Consider the following 20,943-nt stretch of genomic DNA (forward strand, 5'->3'; position numbering starts at 1 on the left):
ACCAATTTTATGCGCTGGCAGGACACGTTCGTCCAGTTTTCGGGCCATAGTGCCACTCTAGGGAAATTTCGCACTCAGATTAACAACGCGACAGAGTCATTTATCCTGAATAGACCTCGTTTAATTTTGGAGTTAATGAAATAGTAAAACCTTTAACATTCAGCTGTTTATGTGCATTTCTTCGAACGATTTTTCTCCATTGCTTTTTATGTGTAGATACGAGACAGACCCAAGTCTGCTCTATTTTCCCCATACTCCGCGAGTAAGGTACAATTGATGCGTGAGGATACTGAGCGTGCAATGCAGAAAATAATGCCTGGCTGGTATGGGGCCGAGTATGACTGAACCAAGGCGTAGCGATAGTCAGGCGACGAACCGTCAGAGGAAGCGTGACGGCATTTAGTACTTCCGAAAGTTCTCCAAATATAAGGTTATATCGCTGAATCGGACTTAGCACTTTTCCACCAGGTGATAAGTTTAGGTGCAGTGATACCTCATCCGCCGTTTCCCAACGTAATGTGAATTTGAAATGTGCCGTTCGGTAAAAAATACAACGAGAAATGTGAATATATTGAAGACATGTTGCGGCTAAGATCATAACCGGCCAGATACCGTCTAGTTTTCCCGACATCCGGAGTATTCCAATAAAATCAAAGAGTATGATTATTATCACTCCAATAATGGAAAGTGCTGCAAGATAGACAGATAAGGGAGAAATTAAGCGCAGTGGTACGCAGGTGAGTGGCGACAATACAGAAAATTGCGTATGGGTGGTATTGAAAATACGCCTCCCCATGATGAGGCACACAACGACGGCAGTCCAAAATATCTCGTTGTAGTAGTAGGATAAATAGTGCATGTGAGACTTATTTCCAAATAAAACGCATATTTTAATGTCTCAATCGAAAAAATGATACATTAAGGCAACATTGCGGTGAGATGCTATTCGAATACCAAGTCCTCAAATTGAATCGCCACCAGTAGCTTAGACCCTCCTGATCCATGGTTGTCGAAAGAAAAAGAGCCGATGTTCGTGTTAGGATCTGGGGTGTTGCCAGGCACCTAGTGCGCGATCTCGTAGCTGGCTGATCCAACGGCGAGGTCTGGCCTGTCTATCTCCCCAGCCCTGCAGAGACACTTACCACGCGCTAGCAAAAGCGGGCCTTCCTGAGCCATAACTGCCGGCCAAGGATGGTTTATCCGACCGAGGCAGCAGAGCGCCTGCTTTTGCGCGCGATAGTGCCACAGTTGGCTACGATAAACTAGCCCGTCATCTGCTTCGTGCGCTCGGCCAGATCGGGGGCTTTGCACGCTGGCGGTCGAATTGCCGTCACGGCGGCTGGATATGGCACCTGACGGCATCACGCCAAAACAGAAGCTTGCCATGGCCGCTTAACCGAAAGCGTCTTCCCAGTGCCGTCTGGACGGCCTGAACCGCGTCATTTATGATCGACTTTTGTCACAGTATTTGTGCCCACAATTTTCGATTTTAGACACAAATTCTCAAACGATCATTTCCACGAATAAACGCGCCTACTATCGCCAGCATCCCTTGGAGTTCAAACGCGCATTGGTGGCGCTGTCGCTGCTACCGGGCGCCTCGGTAGCTCGCACCGCCCGCGAACACGGTTTCAATGCGAACCAGGTGTTCAGCTGACCCCGTCTTTACGAGCAAGGGCGCCTCGGCGTACCCGCGTTAATGCGTGACAATGTGATCGGTCGGTGGGGCGTGACCAGCGTAAAGCTGGTCGCACCCATAGTTCCAGAGAGGTGACGGTTGAAGCGTCGAAGTAGGCGGCGTGCCCGTCTCTTATTAAGGCCGTATCAAATCCGGTCAGCGTGCAGCTACTGCAGATTAGGACGATGTACCAAAGGCCAATTGACTTGACCTTGTTGTCGAACAGTGATTATCCCCTGCATGGCAGGATATTTTCGTACTATCGAAGTGAGTTATCCTTCGTCAAATATCGACATAGCGAGGCAGCAAGTCCTGATCGACCAGACGAATTTCAATGGCATTGGCGATCTTGACGTGCTCAGGATTCTCATCATTGAAAGGCTCGTCGGTGACACTCACGATGATGGTGCCGATCTGCTTGTCTTTACCTTGCTCATCCATCGCCATCACGGGCACTAAAGCGCGTGCCTCTGGCACCTGTTGGACCGTGAGTATGCGCGGCAGGTACAACATCCAGCCAACACCGGGACGATCCTTGAAGACCTGTTTTTTAAAATACTGATTACGTGCAACCGTAATCAATACCGGCCGCAGGGACCTCGCGATAATGGACAGCATCTCTTTCACGCCATCAATACCAAGCCGTTTTGCGCCGACGCCTTGATCGCTGATTTCCAGACTCCTAGAGGGCCACTCACTGTCGCTGAACCCAAGCGCAATACTCGCGCCCTCGCCGTCTCCGAGTTCGCCATTCCAAGCACTGAGATATCGAAATTTCTCATCCTTAAACTCGGCCTCGAGTACGGCTTCGGCCGCAGTAGTAAGCTCTCCCGAGGCATCGAAAACCGGATACAGAAACGACTCTGCTTCTGTCTCTTTCGACAGAAACCAGTTCTTTCCAAACGCCTCAGTTTTTTGCAAGAAGCGGACAATCGTCGCGATTTTTTGGACGGAAGGTCGGAACGCAATGGATGGGTTCGCTGCATCGCGTTTGAACAAGGATTTTATTATCATAATATTATGGAGTGTAATAAGTGGTAATACCCAATGCACTTAGACTGGGCAGCATGTGTTCATACGCGAGTGGCGTTTGAAAGTACCAGCTAAGCGAGGCTGGAGGGTTATTTTTGACAATATTGGACTGAGCGGTGGCCTGTTTCAATACCATGTTCTGGAAGATACTTTTTTGAAAATCGTATCTAAGTTCACCGTTTTCCTTAAAAAACTGGTCATAATCCGCTTTTGCTTCCTGCAACAAGCACAGGCGGGATTGAAAGCCGTCAAAGTCCTTCCCTTCAAACACCCATTCCATGCCAATCAGAAAACCGGTGATACGGGCTTGATAATCGCGCGCGGCTGGCGACATGCTGTGTGGAACAGCCATCAGCGTACCCTTGTCTGGCGGGCACCGACATCTTTCTTTGGTATCGCTTCGCGTCTCGGCACGCGCGAGGGGGGTGACGCGTCGAAGCATCATGCGAAACGACTTGGACCTTGGGCGGAGCGCTACAAAGCAAGCCAGGCCCAGGAGTTTGCCGATCATGTTATCCGTGACATGAGCAAGCTCATACCAAATAAGAAAACCGGCAAACTGGAGCCGGCCTATGCGCCAGCGACGGTGAACCGGTCATTGGCCTGTGCAAAAAAAGGCTTGCAGTTGGCATGGCGCCAGCGCCTCATTCCTGAAAATTATGGCTTGCGGATCGATAACATGGCCGTCAACAACAAGCGCGAGGTGTTTCTTACGGTTGAGCAAGTGAGGAAGATCGCATCCTTCTGCACGCCGATTGCGCAGGCCGCGATATGGGCGGCACTGCTGACTGGCGCGCGCCGCGGTGAGCTGTTCCAGATCCAGCGTGAGCATATTGGAAAGGACTCGATTACCTTCCCTGCCAGCAATACTAAAACACTCCGGATGCGCGTGGTGCCTATCATCCCGGCCTTACGACCATGGTTGAAGTATTTTCCGTTGGAGATGACGTTGTACGGTGTCCAGTCCTCGTGGCGCCGCGCACGCGTGAAGGCTGGCATGCCTCACGTGAATTTCCATGACCTGCGCCATTCTTGCGCGAGCATCATGCTGGGCTTGGGCGTGGACCTCTATACGATCAACAAAATTCTCGGCCATGCCAATGTGCAAACAACACAGCGCTACGCACACCTGCAGGTGGATGCTCAGCGCCTCGCGCTGGACAAGCTGTCCGCTCTGGTGGTGGCAAAGTAAATTACACCCGAAAATTACACCCAATAAAAAAGCCGACCACATAAATGTGTCGGCTTTAATATAAGTACTTGATTGTATTGCGAATTCTGGTGGGAAGTGCAAGTTTCGAACTTGCGACCCCTGCAGTGTGAATGCAGTGCTCTACCCCTGAGCTAACCTCCCGAAGCGAGGCAAATTATCGCATAGGTGTTGCGGCATCCGCAAGGGCTGGCAAGAGGAAATTTACCATGCCCCGCTTTTTCTCAGGCGGCCGCTGGCGGCGATGTGACGGCGGTCCAGATGCACTGGCCTTTGGCGGCCTTGTCGAGGCCTGCGATGGTGGCTTCATGGGCGGCGAGCTCGTCGGCAGTGGCGCTCTGGAAGATGACTTCGGCCAGGGGCACGATTTCCAGCACGGCGCCGTCGGCAGCCACTTCCACTTCTTCTTCCATGCTCAGGCTGTTTTGCCCGCGCGTCATGGCCAGGTAGACGTCGGCCAGCAATTCGGAGTCGAGCAGCGCGCCGTGCAACTTGCGGTGGGCGTTCGAAACGCCATAGCGGTCGCACAGGGCGTCGAGCGAGTTGCGTTTGCCTGGGTGCATTTCCTTCGCCTGCACCAGGGTGTCGATCACGCCAAGCACTTGCTCGTGCACCGGTGGCAGGTTCAGGCGCTTGAATTCCGCGTTCAGAAAGCCGATATCGAACGGGGCGTTGTGGATGATCAGTTCGGCGCCGGCGATGTAGGCACGGAACTCGTCGGCGATTTCCGCGAATTTCGGTTTGTCGCTGAGGAATTCCGTCGTCAATCCGTGGACGGCCAACGCGCCCTCTTCCGAATCGCGCTCGGGATTGATGTAATGGTGAAAATTATTGCCCGTCAACATGCGGTTGTTCAGCTCGACCGCCCCTATCTCCAGGATGCGGTCGCCCGTGCGCGGGTTCAGGCCGGTGGTTTCAGTATCGAGAACAATTTGACGCATGGCGGATTCATTCGTAAAAGCAAAAAGCGAAGGGCACAGTATAGCAAACCTGTGCCCTGCGATTACAACTCCCGAGCTTGGATATTCTTACGCGCGCACGGTTTCCACACCCAAGTTGGCCAGCTGATCGGCCCGCTCGTTGCCCGGATGGCCATTATGGCCGCGCACCCAGCGCCATTCCACTTCGTGCACGGCCTGGGCGATGTCGAGCGCCTGCCACAGGTCGACGTTCTTCACGGGAGCCTTGGCCGCCGTTTTCCAGCCGCGCGCTTTCCAGCCGTGGATCCATTCACTGATGCCCTTCTGGACGTACTGGCTATCGGTATACAGCACCACCTGGCACGGACGTTTGAGCGCCGTCAAGGCTTCGATCACTGCCTTCAATTCCATGCGGTTATTCGTCGTATTCAGTTCCCCGCCATAAATTTCTTTTTTGGCGCCATCAGCCACCATCAGCGCGCCCCAACCGCCCGTGCCGGGGTTGCCCTTGCATGCGCCATCGGCGTAAATCTCAACCTTATCCATCTTGCTGTTCCCGCCTTTTATTCGTGACCGGTGCGCCTGCGGGCGCCGTCGCCGGTTTCTTGGTCCACGCCGGACCGATCAAACGCATCCCTTTGACGCGCTTGATCGCCTGCACTATATACACTGCGCCCAGATATGGCCACCAGCGCGCGCCCGCCTTGTCCATGAAGGCGTTGCGGCGCAGCCATTTTTCTGTCCTGCAGGCAGGTGCGTAACAGCCAAAGTAGCTTTGGCTGACGCCCATATTGAGCAATTTTAACCAGTCTTTCATGCGCGGCATAGAGATCAGCTCGCCCGCCTGCGGCAGGTAGTGGCGGCCCGTGACTCGCCCCAGGCCCTGGCGCATGCCCCACAGGCTGGCCGGATTGAAGCCGCAGACGATCACCCTCCCTTCCGGGATCAGCACGCGCTCGACTTCGCGCAAGACCTGGTGCGGCTCGGCGGCAAATTCGAGTACGTGCGGCAAGACCACCAGATCCAGGCTTTGCGAATCGAACGGCAACTCATCGAAGGCCGACACCAGGGTCAGGCGATTGCCCTGCGGCGAATGCGAAGGCAGGCGCGCATCGAGCAGCCATTTGTTCGGCATGCGGTTGGCGGCCAGCGCGTCGAGCTGGGGCAAACCGATCTGCACGGCATTAAAACCGAAGATATCGACGGTCAGGCTGTCGAGACATTGCTGCTCCCAGGCGCGCACGTACAGACCGGCCGGCGTCTGCAGCCAGCCGTCAAGCGCTATAATGGATTTTTCGGATGCCACACTGTCCATTCAGTTTTCTCTTTTGCTCATGACACACTCCCCTGAACACGCTCTATCGGTACTTGCCGTGCCCGCCTTTGCCGACAATTACCTGTGGCTGATCCACGACGGCCGCCACGCCGCCGTGGTCGACCCCGGCGACGCGATGCCCATCCTCGATGCGCTGCAAGCCCATCAGCTGACATTGTCCGCCATTTTACTCACGCATCATCACGCCGACCACACGGGTGGCGTGCCTGAATTGTTGCAGCATTTCGCCGTACCCGTCTTCGGCCCACGCAATGAGGCTATCACAGCCATCACGGAACCGCTTGCCGAAGGCGATGTCGCCCATGTGCCCGAGCTGGGCCTGCAAATGACCGTCATCGACGTGCCCGGCCATACCAAGGGACATATCGCCTACGTGCGCCAGCGCGACGAGCGCAGCGGCGCACCATGGCTGTTTTCCGGCGACACCCTGTTTGCGGGCGGCTGCGGCCGCCTGTTCGAAGGCACACCGGGCCAGATGGCCGATTCGCTGGGCAAGCTGGCCGCCCTGCCCGACGATACCGAGGTATTTTGCGCGCATGAGTACACCTTGTCCAATTTGCGCTTTGCCAACGCCGTCGAGCCGGGCAATGTGGCCTTGCAGGAACGCATCGCCATCGACACGGAAAAGCGCCAGCAGGGTTTATCGACCGTGCCGTCGACCATTGCCCTTGAAAAGGCCACAAACCCCTTCCTGCGCTACCGCGAACCGGCGATCCTGACCAGCCTGAAGGTGGAAGGCAAGCTGACGGCCGATGCCTCACCCGTGGAAGCGTTTGCCGCGCTACGGATGTGGAAAAACAGCTTTTAAGCTTGTGCCTCCAAAAAGAAAAATCCCGGCGATACCATCAGGCACCGCCGGGATTTTTTATTGATCTATTTGATCAGGATCAGATTTCCTCGTACAGCGGCAAGGTCAGGAATTCGGCGAACGATTCCGACGTCGACATTTCCTCGAATATCTGGCCGGCGCGCACATAGGTCGGGCCGTTGCCGCCTGGCGCATCGCGCTGCACTTTGGCCAGCTCTTCCGGAATCATGGCGCGCACCATCTCGGCCGTCACCTTGCGGCCATCTTCCAGCACACCCTTGCTCGAGCGGATCCACTGCCACACTTGCGAGCGACTGATCTCGGCCGTGGCCGCGTCTTCCATCAGGTTGTGGATAGGCACGCAACCGTTGCCGGCCAGCCAGCTGCCCAGGTAGTGGATGCCGACGTTGATGTTGTAGCGCAAGCCCGCTTCCGTGATCGGGGCTTCCGGCTGGAAATTCAGCAGATCCGACGCTTTCACGTCGATGTCGGGACGCTGTTTCTCGATCTGGTTCGGCTTGTCACCGAGCACTTTCGTGAACTCGCCCATGGCCAGTTCCACCAGACCCGGATGGGCAACCCAGCCGCCGTCGTAGCCGTCGGTGGCGTCGCGCGCCTTGTCATTGCGCACGCCGCCCATGGCGATGTCGTTCTTTTCCGGATCGTTCTTGATCGGGATCAAGGCTGCCATGCCGCCGATGGCTGGCGCACCGCGTTTGTGGCAGGTTTTCAGCAGCAGCAAGGCGTAGGCGCGCATGAACGGCGCCGTCATGGTCACTTTCGCGCGGTCGGCCAGGCAGAAATCCTTGTCCAGCTTGAATTTCTTGATGCACGAGAAAATGTAATCCCAGCGGCCCGCGTTCAGGCCCGAGCTGTGCTCTTTCAGCTCGTACAGGATTTCATCCATTTCAAACGCGGCCAAAATAGTTTCGATCAGCACGGTCGCCTTGATCGTGCCTTGTGGCAAACCCAATTCATTTTGCGTCATCACGAAAATATCGTTCCACAGGCGCGCTTCCAGGTGCGATTCCATCTTCGGCAGGTAGAAATACGGACCGGCGCCGCGCGCCAGTTGTTCCTTGGCGTTATGGAACATGAACAGGGCGAAATCGAAAATGCCGCCGGAAATGCGCTTGCCGTCGACCAGCACGTGCTTTTCATCGAGGTGCCAGCCGCGTGGACGCACGACGAGGGTCGCGATCTTGTCGTTCAGCTTGTACGACTTGCCATTTTGCTCGAGCGAAATCGTCTTGCGCACGGCGTCGAACATATTGATCTGGCCCGTCAGCTGGTTATCCCAGTTCGGCGTGTTCGAATCCTCGAAGTCCGTCATGTAGCTATCCGCGCCCGAGTTAAAGGCGTTGATGACCATCTTGCGCTCGACGGGACCCGTGATTTCCACGCGGCGGCATTCAAGCGCTTTCGGAATCGGCGCGATCTTCCAGTCGCCTTCGCGGATGTGCGCGGTTTCTGGCAGGAAATCAGGACGCTCGCCCGCGTCGAGGCGCTTGGCCCGCTCCACGCGCACGGCCAGCAACTGCTGGCGGCGCGGCTCGAATTCACGCGTCAGCTTGGCCACCAGCGCCAGCGCGGCCGGCGTCAAGATCTGTTCGTAGCCGGGCTGGATGTCACCCGTGATTTGCATGCCTTCTGGAAGTGCGATCGTGTTCTGCGTCATGAAGTTCTCCGGTTTTTAGTCAATATAAGCAAAGGTAATCTGGTGATCCAAGTATAAGCTGAACGACTGCGCGGACAAGCTGGACAGAGGCGCAAAAACACTCTGCCGGGCGGCGCGTTTGTTCTATAGTATTGCACTATAAGGCATGGAAACGAGATTAAAAATCACTTCATCTATGCGTTTTTATCACAAGTGATGGCATCGCGGGAGCATGGCATGGGACAGTTCAGACAAATATCGACGTTCGTGGAAGTGGTGGCCAAAGGCAGCCTGTCGGCCGCCGCGCGCGCGGAAGGCATCGCACCTGCCATGATAGGCCGGCGCCTCGATGCGCTGGAGCAGCGCCTGGGCGTCAAATTACTGCAGCGTACGACGCGCAAGCTGGCCTTGACGAATGAAGGCGCCGCCTTCCTCGAAGATTGCCAGCGCATCCTGGGCGAACTGGAAGAGGCGGAAGCGGCCGTGGCCGAACGCAGCGTGAAGGCCAGCGGCCATTTGCTCATTTCCGCGCCGGCCGGCTTCGGACGCCAGCACGTGGCACCGCTGATTCCCTCTTTTGTCGCCGAACACCGCGACGTGACGGTGTCGCTGAACCTGAACGACCGCCTCGTCGACCTGATCGGCGAAGGCATCGACGTGGCCATCCGTATCGCCAGCCTGTCCGATTCCTCGCTCGTGAGCACCAAGCTGGCGGACAACCAGCGCGTGCTCGTCGGTTCGCCCGCCTACCTGAAACGGGCGGGTACGCCCCGTATCCCGGCCGACCTGGCCAAGCACAATTGCCTGGCAATCAGCAGCGAAGGCAGCCAGCGAGGCTGGACCTTCCGCGAAAACGGCAAGAACGTGATTTTAAAGGTGGCGGGCAATATGGTCTGCAACGATGGCGAAGTACTGCACGACTGGGCCTTGGCCGGCAAGGGCCTGGCGTGGCGCTCGATGTGGGAAGTGGGCGCCGAAATCGCCTCGGGCCAACTGGTGACGGTGCTGGACCAGTTCGCCGCCCCGGGCAATGACATTTACGCCGTGTTCGCCCAGCGCCGCCACTTGCCGCTGCGCATACGGGCGTTTGTGGATTTTTTAAGGCACAGTTATTCGCAACCCGACTACTGGCGTGAACGAGCAATCTAGCCACTGCCGGCCGGACCGGTAGAGCGTCGTTTAACGCAGGCTGATGTAGGTCGGCGTAGGTCAGCTTAGCGCAGCGCAAGCCGACACCAGCCCATACATCTGCCACACCACCGTTGTCGGCTTACGCGCAAGCGCTAAGCCGACCTACCTGATGACGCAAAGCACGCCGAAAAAGCGCGCGGTCCAAGCAAAACCTATACTTCACGGAAATTCAGACGAAAAAAAATCCTCGGAGACCGAGGATTTCTTTATTTCGTTTGATCCAGCGTATTAGATTGGCTGAATGTTCGAAGCTTGCTTGCCTTTAGGGCCAGCGGTCACTTCAAAAGAAACGCGTTGGTTCTCTTGCAGGGACTTGAAGCCGTTCGACTGGATAGCCGAGAAGTGAGCGAACAGATCTTCGCCGCCTTCGTCAGGGGTAATAAAGCCGAAACCCTTCGAATCATTGAACCATTTTACGATGCCAGTTGCCATTACAATTTCCTATTTCAGTTAAGTTGGGCTTGCGCCCGTTATATCGTTTGAAGCAAGAAAGAAATGACAGACAAACTGCACTACTACCTCGAATCCAACGATGCCCAATTATACCAACAAAACTGAGAAAAACCATTCTTTCGCAAAATAAACTTACGAACACTACTTTAATAGCCAAATCCCCGTCTTGCGGCGCCCTGTACCAGCGGCATGGACACACTATATCCTAATCTTCGACGCGGGTGCTTTGCGTTGCATCAAATGAATCATTGCAACCACAGCTATATATTGCGGTCGCTCACGCCGTGAAATGGGTGGCGGCCGCATCGCGTCCCGCCCACTCCAGCAACGCCGTTACTTGCGCCCGCACAACAGGCCATTCCGCCCCCGCTTGCGCGGGGGCATTGAGCATGGCGCGCACCAGCTGTTCGATGCGCCGGCATTCCTGGCCCAGCGCGGCGAAGCCGAAGGTGGCGGCCGAGCCGGCCACCGCGTGCAGCGCGCGGTGCAGCTCCGTCAACGGTTCCAAACGGGGACCATCGCTGTCGCAGCGGCTGCTTGCCTGCGTGATCGCTTGCAACAGGGCCGGCACGCCAGCCGCATATTTTTCATTCAGGGCGCGCAAACGCGCGCGAAAGTCCGGGTCGATCAAGGTTGCCATCGCAATACTCGCCTGACGTGGCTTACTTGGTGCCGAAGATACGGTCGCCGGCGTCGCCCAGGCCCGGCACGATGTAGGCGTGGTCATCCAGGTGCGAATCGAGCGCGGCGCAGAACATCTTGACGTTCGGATGCGCGTTCTGGAACACGGTCACGCCTTCCGGTGCGGCCACCAGGGCCAGGAAGATGATCTGCTCGTCCGTCACGCCACGTTTTTTCAGCACGTCGACGGCATACACGGCCGAATTACCGGTCGCTACCATCGGGTCGCACAGGATAAAGGTGCGCTCGTTCAAGTCGGGCAGGCGCACCAGGTATTCCACCGGCATATGCGTGGCCGGGTCGCGGTACACGCCGATGTGGCCGACGCGCGCCGATGGCACCAGGTTCAGCAAGCCGTCGCTCATGCCGATGCCGGCACGCAGGATGGGCACGATGGCCAGTTTCTTGCCAGCAATGACGGGCGCGTCGATGGTGACCAGCGGGGTCTTGATTTCGCGCGTGGTCAGCGGCAGGTCGCGCGTGATTTCATAGCCCATCAGCAAAGTGATTTCCTTGAGCAATTCGCGGAAGGTGCGCGTCGACGTGTCGTGCTCGCGCATGTGGCTCAGTTTGTGCTGGATCAAAGGGTGATCGGTAATGAACAAATTCGGGAAGCGTGGGTCTTGTTTCATATTGTTTTTCTTTCTCTACTGTCTGGCGCGGCGGCAAGCCTGGGCCGCAAGCGCGCTGTGTATCGATAAAATGATGGATTGCAGCATTATCCCAGCCCGCAGCCCGCCTGTGGCCGGAATTTTCGAAATAATCGGATTTATTGAAATCAATACTCGCGCAGCGCGCGCGCCAGGATGGCCGCGCAATCGGTGCCGGCGGGCAAGCGGCCATACGCCCCGCCCGGCGCCTGCACCAGCCGCGACTGCAGGAATGCTTGCGCAACAAACGGCGGCGCATGGCGCAGCAGCAAGGCCGCTTGCACGGCCAGCACGATGCGTTCGGACAATTGCCTGGCGCCAAATTCATCCGTTTGCGGCCCGTCCAGGTCGGCCAGCAGCCGCGCGCGGTAGGCAACAAAAGCGGCGTCATCATCGCCGGCCAGCGCCAACTCGGCCGCCAGGGCGTCGCGCGCGGCCGGCGACTTGCCGAAGGCGCGCAAGACGTCGAGGCACATGACATTGCCCGAACCTTCCCAGATCGAGTTGACGGGCAGTTCGCGGTACAGGCGCGCCAGCGGCGCGTCTTCCACATAACCGGTGCCGCCCAGCACCTCCATGGCTTCAAAGCCGAAGCCGGGACCGCGCTTGCAGATCCAGTATTTGCCGGCCGGCGTGAGCACGCGCGCCAGCATCGCTTGCCGCGGATCGTCCTTTTCATCGAAACAGCGGGCCAGGCGCAGGGCGAAGGCCGTGGCCGCTTCCGATTCGAGCGCCAGGTCGGCCAGCACGTTTTGCATCAGCGGCTGCTCGGCCAGCGGCTTGCCGAACACGGCACGCTGGCGCGCATGGTGCAGCGCCTGCGTCAAGGCGGCGCGCATGATGCCGGCGCTGCCCAGCACGCAATCGAGGCGCGTGTGACTGGCCATTTCCAGAATCGTGGGTATGCCCCGCCCCGGCTGCCCCACGAGCCAGCCGTAGGCATTCGTAAATTCCACTTCCGACGAAGCGTTCGAGCGGTTGCCCAATTTATCTTTCAGACGCTGCACGCGGATGGCGTTGCGGCTGCCGTCGGGCAGGTAGCGGGGCAGGAAGAAGCACGACAATCCGCCCTCGTCCGCCTGGGCCAGGATCAGATGGGCGTCGCACTGGGGTGCCGAAAAAAACCATTTGTGGCCGACGATGCGCCAGACGCCATCAGCCTCGCCGCCGAACAGGGCTTGCCCCTCGGCCGGCGGCACGGGCACGGCGCGCGTGGTATTGCTGCGCACGTCCGAGCCGCCCTGCTTTTCCGTCATGCCCATGCCGACCAGTGCGCCCCGCTTCTGCTCCACGGGCAAAGAGCGGGGATCGTAGTCGCGCGAGAGGATTTTCGGCAGCCAGCGCTGCGCGATCTGCGGCAGATCCAGCGCCTGGCGCAAGGCCGGCACCGAGGCATACGTCATCGTCACGGGACACTGCGTGCCGTTTTCCACCTGTCCCACTAATAGATAGGCGGCCGCGCGCGCCACCTGGGCACCGGGACCGGGCGCGGCCCACGGCGAAGCATGCGCGCCCGCGCCCACGAGGATGGCCATCAGTTCGTGCCAGGCCGGATGGAACAGCACTTCATCGATGCGGCGCCCGGCCCGGTCGAACTGCTGCAACTCGGGCGTGTGGATATTGGCCAGGCGCGCCAGCGCATAAGTTTCGGTGCGGCCCAGCTTTTCGCCCAGCACGTCGAGCGCCTGCAGCGCCGCGCCGCCGCCCTCGCGCAGCAGCGCCTCAATCAGCGCCGGGTCGCAGGCGAACAGATTGACGTTTTCAAACGGCGTGGCCTGGTTGAAAACTTCATGCGTGTCAAAAGCATTCATGGGGGTCTCCCGCGATTTGTTATCATGGCGCCCTTGCCTGCCGCGGACGCACCGTCAACACCGCCTGCCAGCCAGACTAGCGTAAAGCGCATGGCGGGGCAAGCGCGCCAGTGGAAGCAAGCGCAGATAAATGTTTCCATGCAGAATGAAAATGACTATGTGTGTCGCGCAGCATGATTTTTTTCATGGAAGGCAGGAATATTTACAAAACCTGAAGCAATGTTGCTCTATTTCATGTAATCGGGTGCTTTTCAATGATACATTTCGTGTGGATCGCGTTCCGATAGCCGCCTTTCGGCCCCTATGGCGCGCGTCACGCAAGACGCATTCTTTCCGTTGGCACGCCGCCCTGCAGCGAGCGCCGGCACTGATAATAAAAAGGTAAAAGCCAGCACGATGTTTTCCAGTACCCCATCCGCCGCCCACCGCGAGGCCCGCCACGAGTTGGACAACCTCATGGAAGAGGCCGGCGACGTCGTGTTCCGGCTCGATACGGACGGCCTGATCCTGTTCGCCAGCAAGCGCGCGGCCACCCTGTTTGGCGCACCATCGGGCATGACGGGCCACTTGCTGCTGCCGCTGGCCACCGAAGCGTCGCGCGCGGCGCTGCAGGCGGCGCTGGAAGATGCGCTGGAAGAACCGGGCCGCCTCGAAGTGCGCCTGCAAACGCCGGACCAGGAAATCTGGTTCGAGCTGCGCCTGTCTTCTTATATGAACGCGGCCGGCGTGGCCGAATTGCTGGTGGTCGGGCGCGACACGTCGGCCCAGCACAATACGGAAGAACGGCTGCGCCACATGGCCACGCACGATGCCCTCACGGGCTTGCCGAACCGCTTGCTGCTGTCGGACCGCATCCGCATGGTGATCGCCCAGGCCGCCCGTTCGGGCCAGGGCTTTTCCGTCGCCACCATCGGCCTCGATGGCTTTAAAAAGGTCAACGATGGCCTGGGCCACCCCGTCGGCGACGCCGTGCTGCGCCTGGCCGCCGCGCGCCTGCGCAAGACCCTGCGCGACAGCGATACCCTGGCGCGCGTGGGCGGCGATGAATTCGTCGCCGTGCTGCCCGGCAGCGCCACCGACGCGCAGATCAAGCTGGTGACGGGCCGCCTGCTGGCCACCCTGCAGGCGCCGTTCGAAGTGGACGGCCACACGATCTACGTGGGCGCGTCCGTGGGCGTGTCGATCTATCCGCTGCATGCGGAAGATGAAGTGCGCCTGGTGGCGCTGGCCGATGCGGCCATGTCGCGCGCCAAGGAAACGGGCAAGGCCCGCTGCCTGGTCTACAGCCCGCGCCTGAACGGCCCATCGGAACACGACATCTCGCTGGAAGCGGCCATGTTCCACGCCGTGCGCGAAGGCGAATTCCTGCTCTTTTACCAGCCCATCGTCGACGCGCACACGCGGCAAATCCAGGGTTTCGAAACCCTGATGCGCTGGAAGCACCCGACCCTGGGCCTGGTGCCGCCCGTGCGCTTCATCCCGATTGCCGAAGCCAATGGCCTGATCAATCTGCTCGGTGCCTGGGCGCTGAAGGCGGCCTGCGTGCAGCTCAAGCAGTTCCAGGAAGTGGCCAAGCGGCCGCTGTACATCTCCGTCAACATCAGCCCGCGCCAGTTCCGCAACGACAAATTCCTCGACGTGCTCGATGACGCCATCGCGTTTTCGGGGCTCTCGGGCGAACACCTGGTGCTGGAAATTACGGAAGGCACCTTGATGATCGACCCCGTGCATGCGGAAACCATCCTCGTCAAGATGACGGAGCGCCGCGCGCGCATCGCCATCGACGATTTCGGCACCGGCTACTCTTCGCTCGCGTATCTGAAGCGCTTTCCCATTTCCGTGCTGAAGATCGACCGCACCTTCATCAAGGACTTGCCCGAATCGAGCAAGGATGCGGCCATCTGCAACACCATTCTCGACCTGGCCAAGCATTTGAATCTGTCCGTGGTGGCCGAAGGCGTGGAAACCGAAGAGCAAATGCACTTCATCGAATCGCGCGGCTGCCAGTACGTGCAAGGCTACCTGACGGGCAAACCGATGCCGGCCCATGCCGCGCTGTCGGCCTTGAGCGACAAAACCTATGCGGCGCTGGTGCCTGTGCCGTCTGCCAATGAACCGCGCGGAGGGGTGCAATGAATCCAGGTCATTTCACGGTACCGACACAACTGGGCAAAAACACCCTCGACCTGCTGTGGGCGCGCACGCGCCAGCAGGGCGACATGCCCGGCTTCGCGAAAGCCATCAGCGCCATCCTCGGCGCCATGCGCGGCGAGGATGACCACGAATTCGACATCACGCAAACGGTGCTGTCCGACCCTGTCCTCACGCACAAGGTACTCAGGCTGGCCAACAGCGGCATGTATTCGGCCTTCGGCCAGCGGGTCAACACGGTCTCGAAGGCCGTGCTGGTGCTGGGCATCGACGCCATCGGCCACCTGGCGCTGGGCCTGAAGCTGATCGAGGAACTATCGCAGGCGTCGCCCGATTCCGTCAGCGCCCACGTGGAAATGGAAAAGGCCGTGCTGGCCGGGATGGTGGCGCAGCAGGTGGCCACCAGCGCCGGCAGCCTGCAGGCGGAGCAGGCAGTCGTCTGCTCGATGCTGCACACCCTGGGCCGCATGATGGTGACGTTCTACATGACGGACTTCTGGGCGCGCATGCAGGCGCATGCGGGTCCCGGCAACGAGGCGGCCGCCGCGCGCGAAATCCTCGGCCTGTCGCTGCCCGAAGTGGGCTATGCCACGGCCGCCCACTGGGGCTTGCCGCAGCACCTGATCAACGGCATGCGTCCGATGGATCCGTCGCCGGACAACTCTCCCGTCAGCGGCGCCGACTGGATGGCGGGCCTGTCGACGATGGCGGCGCGCTGCGCCGACTCGCTGTGGCATGACGATGCGGCCGGCGCGGCGCAGGTGCACGCGCTGATCGACGATTATGCGGGCACCCTGGGCATCACGGCGACCGACCTGGTGGTGGCCGTGGACAAGGCCAAGGCGATGGCGGCGGCCGACCTGTCGATCGCGCCCCTGTCGAAGCCGGCCGAACGGCGCGCGCGCCAGCTGGCGTCGACGCGCATGCGCGCCGAAGGCAACCGCGTATTGATCGGCGGCCTGGCCGACCTGCGCGGCGCCATCGGCAGCGCCAGCCCGGGACAAATGGTCTCGATGGCGCTTGAAACGCTGCACCAGGGCTTCGATTTTTCGCGCTCGGTGGCATTCGTGCGCAACCACAGGGATCATCTGTATTCGGCGCGCATCAGCATGGGCGAAGGCATGGCCGACTTGCAGGATTTGATGGTGTTTGGCGACGCGTATGAACCGAACGTCTTCCACGCGGCCCTCAATAGCGACCGCGTGATCTTCATCGACAATGCGCGCGACCCGAAATTTGCCGCCAAGCTGCCGCAATGGTGGAAAGCGACGCTGTCGGAAGCGCGCAGCTTCGTCGTGCTGCCGCTGTCGGCCAACGGCCACCCCACGGGATTTTTATATGGCGACTGGGACGACAGCTTCCCGCCGATCCAATTGAATCAGACGGAATTCAACCTGATCAACGATATCCGGGCTTTACTGGTGCAGTCGGTGGAGATGCGGCACCAGTTGGAGCTGGTGGCGAACAAGGTGGCGTGATGCAAATGATGTCGGATTACGCGCAAGCGCTAATCCGACCTCCCCATGGCATGGGCCGTAGGTCGGATTAGGGCTGCAGGCCCGTAATCCGACGACATTCCACTTACTTCAACTTCGGCGTCGAAACCGACACATCGCCGCACTGCGCGCGGTGCATCAGGGCGTGGTCGATCAGCACCAGCGCCAGCATGGCTTCGGCAATCGGCGTGGCGCGGATGCCCACGCAGGGGTCGTGGCGGCCGAACGTCTCCACCATCACGGGATTACCCTCTTTATCGATCGAGCGGCGCGGCGTGCGGATCGACGAGGTCGGCTTGATGGCGATCGAGACGCTGATATCCTGCCCCGTCGAAATGCCGCCCAGGACGCCGCCGGCGTTATTGCCGACAAAACCTTCCGGCGTCAGTTCGTCGCCATGCTCGGAACCCTTCTGTGCCACCGAATCGAAACCGGCGCCGATTTCCACGCCCTTGACGGCATTGATGCCCATCATGGCGTAGGCGATGTCGGCGTCGAGCTTGTCGTAGATGGGCTGGCCCAGGCCGACCGGCACGTTTTGCGCGATCACGTCGATGCGCGCGCCGATGGAATCGCCGTCGCGGCGCAACTGGTCCATGGCCTCTTCCATGCGCGCGATCAGGTCCGCGTCGCCGCTGGCGGCAAAGAACGGATTCGCATGCACGTGTTCCCACGACTGGAATGGCACGGGAATGTCGCCCAGCTGGCTCATGCAACCCTTGAACGTGGTGCCGTACTGCTGCAGCAGCCATTTCTTGGCAATCGCCGCCGCGCCCACCACGGGCGCCGTCAGGCGCGCCGACGAGCGCCCGCCGCCGCGCGGATCGCGCACGCCGTATTTGTGCCAGTAGGTGTAGTCAGCGTGGCCGGGGCGGAAGCTTTCCGCGATATTGCCGTAATCCTTGCTGCGCTGGTCTTCATTGCGGATCAGCAGCGCGATGGGCGTACCCGTCGTCACGCCCTGATACACGCCGGAGAGGATCTCGACCGTATCCGATTCCTGGCGCTGCGTCACGTGGCGCGACGTGCCCGGCTTGCGGCGGTCCAGCTCGGGCTGGATATCGGCTTCCGACAGGATCAATCCCGGTGGACAGCCATCGATCACGCAGCCGATGGCCGGACCGTGCGATTCGCCGAAAGTGGTAACAGTAAACAGCTTGCCAAAAGAATTGCCGGACATAGTAGGAAGTGTAAGGACTGAAAAACTCAATTCTACCAGCCTGCGGGGCATGCCATGCCGCTAATGCCGCGCCCAGGCCCGATATTCCCCCGCCCAAATCGCCATTTTTACATCCCGTGTATTTTTTCACACAAAAACACCAAATATGAGTTGCAATAATGCAAAACAAGAAATATTGCTCCACAGAATAGATTTAAAAAAACATTTTGCTTATTAAATAGCTATATACTTGGATCAAAGCGCGCCACACAATACTGGTTATCAAACCGATTTGGACTGCGCCGAGAGCACGTCACAAATGCCCAGGGCTAGGCGCGTTGCCGAAGACAGTACGCAAGTACGGCGAGACAACGCAACAACGCGATGGGCTTTTGCGACGCGCTCGTATAAACATCGAGTCATCCTGGAGAAGCTATACATGCCCGCACCGATCATCCCCCTTGACGCCAACAAGGACGATCACGACGACCTGGTATTCCTCGATGAGCAACCGGCTGCGCCCCTGACGGCCGCACCGCACAGCGTCTGGCGGGTGATGATCATCGACGACGATGAAGACGTCCATTCCACCACCACTTTCGCCCTCGGCAACCTGGAAATGCAGCACCGCCCGCTGGAATTCGTGCATGCGTATTCGGCCGGCCAGGCGCGCGAACTGCTCAGGCATGAAGACGACATCGCCGTCATCCTGCTCGACGTGGTAATGGAACAGGATGACGCGGGCCTGCACCTGGTGCGCTACATCCGCGAAACCCTGAAAATGACGGACGTGCGCATCATCCTGCGCACGGGCCAGCCAGGCTATGCGCCGGAAATCGACGCCATCCGCGATTTCGACATCAATGACTACAAGACCAAGTCCGAACTGACGCGCATCAAGCTGTTTACCACGGTGACGGCGGCCATCCGCTCGTACGAGCAGATCCGTTCGATCAACAGCAGCCGGCGCGGCCTGGACCGTATCGTCCACGCCAGCACGCAGCTGATGGCGCTGCACGGCGTGCAGAATTTCTCGGCCGGCGTGCTGGCGCAGATCGCCGACCTGCTGGGCATCCGCGCCGACGGCGTGCTGTGCGTGCAGGATTTGCAGGACAACGGCAGCAAGGAGCTGCTCGTCTCGGCCTGCACGGGCAGCTTTTCCAGCCTGCCGCACAGCGCCCTGTGCGGCTTGCAAAATCCCCGCGTGATGGCCGCGATCGAACACACGCTGGCGCAGCGGCGCAATGTGTACGCGCACGACTACGCCACCTTGTACTTCGCGGGCAAGGCCAGCCGCGATGCGGCCGCCTACCTGGTGCTGCCGCGTCCCCTTTCCGCCATCGATGAAAGCCTGCTGGAAGTCTTCTGCAGCAACGTCGCCGTGGGCCTGGACAACGTCGAGCTGGTGTCGCACCTGCACAATGCCGCCTTTTACGACCAGTTGTCGAAGCTGCCCAACCGCACGCGCCTGGTGGAAATCCTCGACGCCACCCTGGCCGGCCCCGCGCGCGACGACGCCACCTTGTCGCTGGTCGATCTCGACCATTTTGCCGAAACCAACGACGCGCTGGGCCACCAGTTCGGCGACACCTTGCTGATCGCCGTGGCGGGCCGCTTGCAAACCCAGCTGGGTCCCCAGCTGACGGTGGCGCGCCTGGGCGGCGACATTTTTTGCGTGCTGGGCGACTCGTCGCAAGTCAACCCAAACAAGATCCTCGCCCTGTTCCAGCCGCCGTTCTGCATTGACGGCCAGGACGTGCAGCTGTCCGCCACCCTGGGCCTGGTGCGGCTCGGTGAACATGCGGGCACGGGCGCCGATGCGCTGAAGGATGCCGATATCGCCCTGAAGCGGGCGAAAAGCCAGCAGCGCGCCGGCCACTTCTATTTCTCGCGCAGCATGGGCATCGAAATCCGCGAAAGGGTGCGCATGATGCACGCGCTGCGCACGGCTTTCAGCCAGGACCAGCTGTTTGTCGTGTACCAGCCGCAGATCGACCTGACGACGCGCCGCCCCGTGGGCGCGGAAGCGCTGCTGCGCTGGCAGACGCCGGACGGCAAGTTCATCTCGCCCGACCGCTTCATCCCGATTGCCGAATACTCGGGCATCATCATCGACTTGGGCGAATGGGTGCTGCGCACGGCCTGCCGCGAACTGGTGCTGCTGCGCCAACAGGGCCACCGCAACTTCGTCATGTCCATCAACGTGTCGCAGGTGCAGTTCCGCCATCCGCTATTTTTGGACATGCTGCGCGCGGCGCTGGAAGAGACACAGGCGCCGCCCGAGTTCATCGAGCTGGAAATCACGGAATCGATGGCCATGGAAGAGCCGGACCTGCTGATCAAGATGCTGTGGCAGATCAAGCAGACGGGCGTGAGCATTGCCATCGACGACTTCGGCACGGGTTTTTCCTCGCTGTCCTATTTGCAGCGGCTGCAGGTGGACCGCCTGAAAATCGACCGCGCGTTTGTGACGGAAATCACCGGTTCGGCGCGCGGCAGCAGCATCGCCGAGATGGTCATCCAACTGGGCCGCAACCTGGGCCTGGCCGTGATCGCGGAAGGCGTGGAAGACGAGCGGCAAGCGCAAATCTTGCAGGCGCTGGGCTGCCCGATGGCACAAGGCTTTCTGTTCGCCCGCCCGATGACGGCCACGGCGCTGGGCACCTGGCTGAACAACGAGGCGCTGCAGGGAGCGGCGTAGGCGCCACCC

Annotated in this window: 19 protein-coding genes and 1 tRNA gene; 7 read left to right on the plus strand and 13 right to left on the minus strand. The window is 59.6% G+C overall.

The window, feature by feature from the left end:
- Window positions 1–100: 100 nt before the first annotated feature.
- Window positions 101–859 (minus strand): hypothetical protein, encoded by a 759-nt coding sequence (locus IGS55_RS04770; protein WP_230518597.1) that lies wholly within the window; start codon window positions 857–859, stop codon window positions 101–103.
- Between the two features lie 693 nt (window positions 860–1,552).
- Here IGS55_RS04770 and IGS55_RS04775 point away from each other — a divergent pair.
- Window positions 1,553–1,657, plus strand: coding sequence for a transposase (locus tag IGS55_RS04775; protein WP_268992011.1), 105 nt, complete (start codon window positions 1,553–1,555; stop codon window positions 1,655–1,657).
- Window positions 1,658–1,960: 303 nt separating this feature from the next.
- Here the strand turns inward: IGS55_RS04775 and IGS55_RS04780 are convergent, their stop codons facing one another.
- The gene (locus IGS55_RS04780) at window positions 1,961–2,677 is read right to left on the minus strand and encodes an immunity 52 family protein (protein WP_230518598.1); all 717 of its coding nucleotides are present in this window, start codon (window positions 2,675–2,677) and stop codon (window positions 1,961–1,963) included.
- Window positions 2,678–2,696: 19 nt separating this feature from the next.
- Window positions 2,697–3,062 carry a Tox-REase-5 domain-containing protein gene (locus tag IGS55_RS28020; RefSeq protein ID WP_369123279.1) on the minus strand — a complete coding sequence of 122 codons (366 nt, stop codon included), beginning with the start codon at window positions 3,060–3,062 and terminating at the stop codon, window positions 2,697–2,699.
- Between IGS55_RS28020 and IGS55_RS04785 the strand changes: the two genes are divergently transcribed.
- A complete protein-coding gene (locus IGS55_RS04785; protein WP_369123280.1) occupies window positions 2,949–3,902 on the plus strand; it encodes a tyrosine-type recombinase/integrase in 954 nt (317 codons plus the stop codon). The two genes, IGS55_RS28020 and IGS55_RS04785, sit on opposite strands and share 114 nt — an antisense overlap.
- Before the next feature lie 87 nt (window positions 3,903–3,989).
- Here the strand turns inward: IGS55_RS04785 and IGS55_RS04790 are convergent.
- From IGS55_RS04790 to IGS55_RS04805, 4 genes are all read right to left on the minus strand, one after another.
- Window positions 3,990–4,064, minus strand: a tRNA-Val gene (locus IGS55_RS04790).
- Window positions 4,065–4,144: 80 nt separating this feature from the next.
- Complete coding sequence (gene dnaQ, locus IGS55_RS04795; RefSeq protein WP_230518600.1) at window positions 4,145–4,861, minus strand: DNA polymerase III subunit epsilon; 717 nt, start codon at window positions 4,859–4,861, stop codon at window positions 4,145–4,147.
- Between the two features lie 87 nt (window positions 4,862–4,948).
- On the minus strand, window positions 4,949–5,386 hold the full coding sequence (rnhA, locus tag IGS55_RS04800; protein ID WP_034755581.1) for a ribonuclease HI: 438 nt from the start codon (window positions 5,384–5,386) through the stop codon (window positions 4,949–4,951).
- Window positions 5,379–6,155: a class I SAM-dependent methyltransferase gene (locus IGS55_RS04805; RefSeq protein ID WP_230518601.1), complete on the minus strand. Its 777-nt coding sequence runs from the start codon at window positions 6,153–6,155 to the stop codon at window positions 5,379–5,381. The genes rnhA and IGS55_RS04805 overlap by 8 nt, the downstream gene beginning before the upstream one ends.
- A 19-nt stretch (window positions 6,156–6,174) precedes the next feature.
- Here IGS55_RS04805 and gloB point away from each other — a divergent pair, with 19 nt between their 5' ends.
- Window positions 6,175–6,984 carry a hydroxyacylglutathione hydrolase gene (gene gloB, locus IGS55_RS04810; RefSeq protein WP_230518602.1) on the plus strand — a complete coding sequence of 270 codons (810 nt, stop codon included), beginning with the start codon at window positions 6,175–6,177 and terminating at the stop codon, window positions 6,982–6,984.
- 79 nt (window positions 6,985–7,063) lie between these two features.
- Here gloB and aceB read toward each other — a convergent pair whose 3' ends face one another.
- Window positions 7,064–8,662 (minus strand): malate synthase A, encoded by a 1,599-nt coding sequence (gene aceB, locus IGS55_RS04815; RefSeq protein ID WP_230518603.1) that lies wholly within the window; start codon window positions 8,660–8,662, stop codon window positions 7,064–7,066.
- Between the two features lie 216 nt (window positions 8,663–8,878).
- Here aceB and IGS55_RS04820 point away from each other — a divergent pair, with 216 nt between their 5' ends.
- Complete coding sequence (locus tag IGS55_RS04820) at window positions 8,879–9,790, plus strand: LysR family transcriptional regulator (RefSeq protein ID WP_035819455.1); 912 nt, start codon at window positions 8,879–8,881, stop codon at window positions 9,788–9,790.
- Between the two features lie 270 nt (window positions 9,791–10,060).
- Here IGS55_RS04820 and IGS55_RS04825 read toward each other — a convergent pair whose 3' ends face one another.
- The 4 genes from IGS55_RS04825 to IGS55_RS04840 all read right to left on the minus strand — a co-directional run bounded on the left by IGS55_RS04825 (window position 10,061) and on the right by IGS55_RS04840 (window position 13,427).
- The gene (locus IGS55_RS04825) at window positions 10,061–10,264 is read right to left on the minus strand and encodes a cold-shock protein (RefSeq protein ID WP_010398811.1); all 204 of its coding nucleotides are present in this window, start codon (window positions 10,262–10,264) and stop codon (window positions 10,061–10,063) included.
- A 298-nt stretch (window positions 10,265–10,562) separates the two neighbouring features.
- The gene (locus IGS55_RS04830; RefSeq protein WP_230518604.1) at window positions 10,563–10,925 is read right to left on the minus strand and encodes an Hpt domain-containing protein; all 363 of its coding nucleotides are present in this window, start codon (window positions 10,923–10,925) and stop codon (window positions 10,563–10,565) included.
- A gap of 22 nt (window positions 10,926–10,947) precedes the next feature.
- Complete coding sequence (gene upp, locus IGS55_RS04835; RefSeq protein WP_046682928.1) at window positions 10,948–11,598, minus strand: uracil phosphoribosyltransferase; 651 nt, start codon at window positions 11,596–11,598, stop codon at window positions 10,948–10,950.
- A gap of 146 nt (window positions 11,599–11,744) precedes the next feature.
- Window positions 11,745–13,427, minus strand: a complete 1,683-nt coding sequence (locus IGS55_RS04840; protein WP_230518605.1) for an isovaleryl-CoA dehydrogenase — start codon at window positions 13,425–13,427, stop codon at window positions 11,745–11,747.
- Between the two features lie 396 nt (window positions 13,428–13,823).
- Between IGS55_RS04840 and IGS55_RS04845 the strand changes: the two genes are divergently transcribed.
- Window positions 13,824–15,563, plus strand: coding sequence for a putative bifunctional diguanylate cyclase/phosphodiesterase (locus IGS55_RS04845; protein ID WP_139089487.1), 1,740 nt, complete (start codon window positions 13,824–13,826; stop codon window positions 15,561–15,563).
- Window positions 15,560–17,056 carry an HDOD domain-containing protein gene (locus IGS55_RS04850; RefSeq protein ID WP_077405463.1) on the plus strand — a complete coding sequence of 499 codons (1,497 nt, stop codon included), beginning with the start codon at window positions 15,560–15,562 and terminating at the stop codon, window positions 17,054–17,056. Before IGS55_RS04845 ends, IGS55_RS04850 begins: the two co-directional genes overlap by 4 nt.
- Before the next feature lie 103 nt (window positions 17,057–17,159).
- Here the strand turns inward: IGS55_RS04850 and aroC are convergent, their stop codons facing one another.
- Entirely contained in the window at window positions 17,160–18,254 is a 1,095-nt protein-coding gene (gene aroC / locus IGS55_RS04855) for a chorismate synthase (protein WP_230518606.1), read from the minus strand.
- 418 nt (window positions 18,255–18,672) lie between these two features.
- On the opposite strand from aroC, the gene IGS55_RS04860 reads away from it, so the two are divergent.
- A complete protein-coding gene (locus IGS55_RS04860) occupies window positions 18,673–20,934 on the plus strand; it encodes a putative bifunctional diguanylate cyclase/phosphodiesterase (RefSeq protein ID WP_230518607.1) in 2,262 nt (753 codons plus the stop codon).
- Window positions 20,935–20,943: the final 9 nt, after the last annotated feature.

Source organism: Janthinobacterium sp. EB271-G4-3-2 (assembly GCF_020858035.1).
Lineage (GTDB): Bacteria > Pseudomonadota > Gammaproteobacteria > Burkholderiales > Burkholderiaceae_D > Janthinobacterium > Janthinobacterium aestuarii.

Coding starts and splice junctions, on each gene's coding strand:
- IGS55_RS04845 (WP_139089487.1), top strand. CDS start 13,824: ATGTTTTCCAGTACCCCATCCGCCGCCCACCGCGAGGCCCGCCACGAG.
- IGS55_RS04825 (WP_010398811.1), bottom strand. CDS start 10,264: ATGGCAACTGGCATCGTAAAATGGTTCAATGATTCGAAGGGTTTCGGC.
- IGS55_RS28020 (WP_369123279.1), bottom strand. CDS start 3,062: ATGGCTGTTCCACACAGCATGTCGCCAGCCGCGCGCGATTATCAAGCC.
- aceB (WP_230518603.1), bottom strand. CDS start 8,662: ATGACGCAGAACACGATCGCACTTCCAGAAGGCATGCAAATCACGGGT.
- rnhA (WP_034755581.1), bottom strand. CDS start 5,386: ATGGATAAGGTTGAGATTTACGCCGATGGCGCATGCAAGGGCAACCCC.
- dnaQ (WP_230518600.1), bottom strand. CDS start 4,861: ATGCGTCAAATTGTTCTCGATACTGAAACCACCGGCCTGAACCCGCGC.
- upp (WP_046682928.1), bottom strand. CDS start 11,598: ATGAAACAAGACCCACGCTTCCCGAATTTGTTCATTACCGATCACCCT.
- IGS55_RS04770 (WP_230518597.1), bottom strand. CDS start 859: ATGCACTATTTATCCTACTACTACAACGAGATATTTTGGACTGCCGTC.
- IGS55_RS04850 (WP_077405463.1), top strand. CDS start 15,560: ATGAATCCAGGTCATTTCACGGTACCGACACAACTGGGCAAAAACACC.
- IGS55_RS04830 (WP_230518604.1), bottom strand. CDS start 10,925: ATGGCAACCTTGATCGACCCGGACTTTCGCGCGCGTTTGCGCGCCCTG.
- IGS55_RS04805 (WP_230518601.1), bottom strand. CDS start 6,155: ATGGACAGTGTGGCATCCGAAAAATCCATTATAGCGCTTGACGGCTGG.
- IGS55_RS04860 (WP_230518607.1), top strand. CDS start 18,673: ATGCCCGCACCGATCATCCCCCTTGACGCCAACAAGGACGATCACGAC.
- IGS55_RS04840 (WP_230518605.1), bottom strand. CDS start 13,427: ATGAATGCTTTTGACACGCATGAAGTTTTCAACCAGGCCACGCCGTTT.
- IGS55_RS04820 (WP_035819455.1), top strand. CDS start 8,879: ATGGGACAGTTCAGACAAATATCGACGTTCGTGGAAGTGGTGGCCAAA.
- aroC (WP_230518606.1), bottom strand. CDS start 18,254: ATGTCCGGCAATTCTTTTGGCAAGCTGTTTACTGTTACCACTTTCGGC.
- gloB (WP_230518602.1), top strand. CDS start 6,175: ATGACACACTCCCCTGAACACGCTCTATCGGTACTTGCCGTGCCCGCC.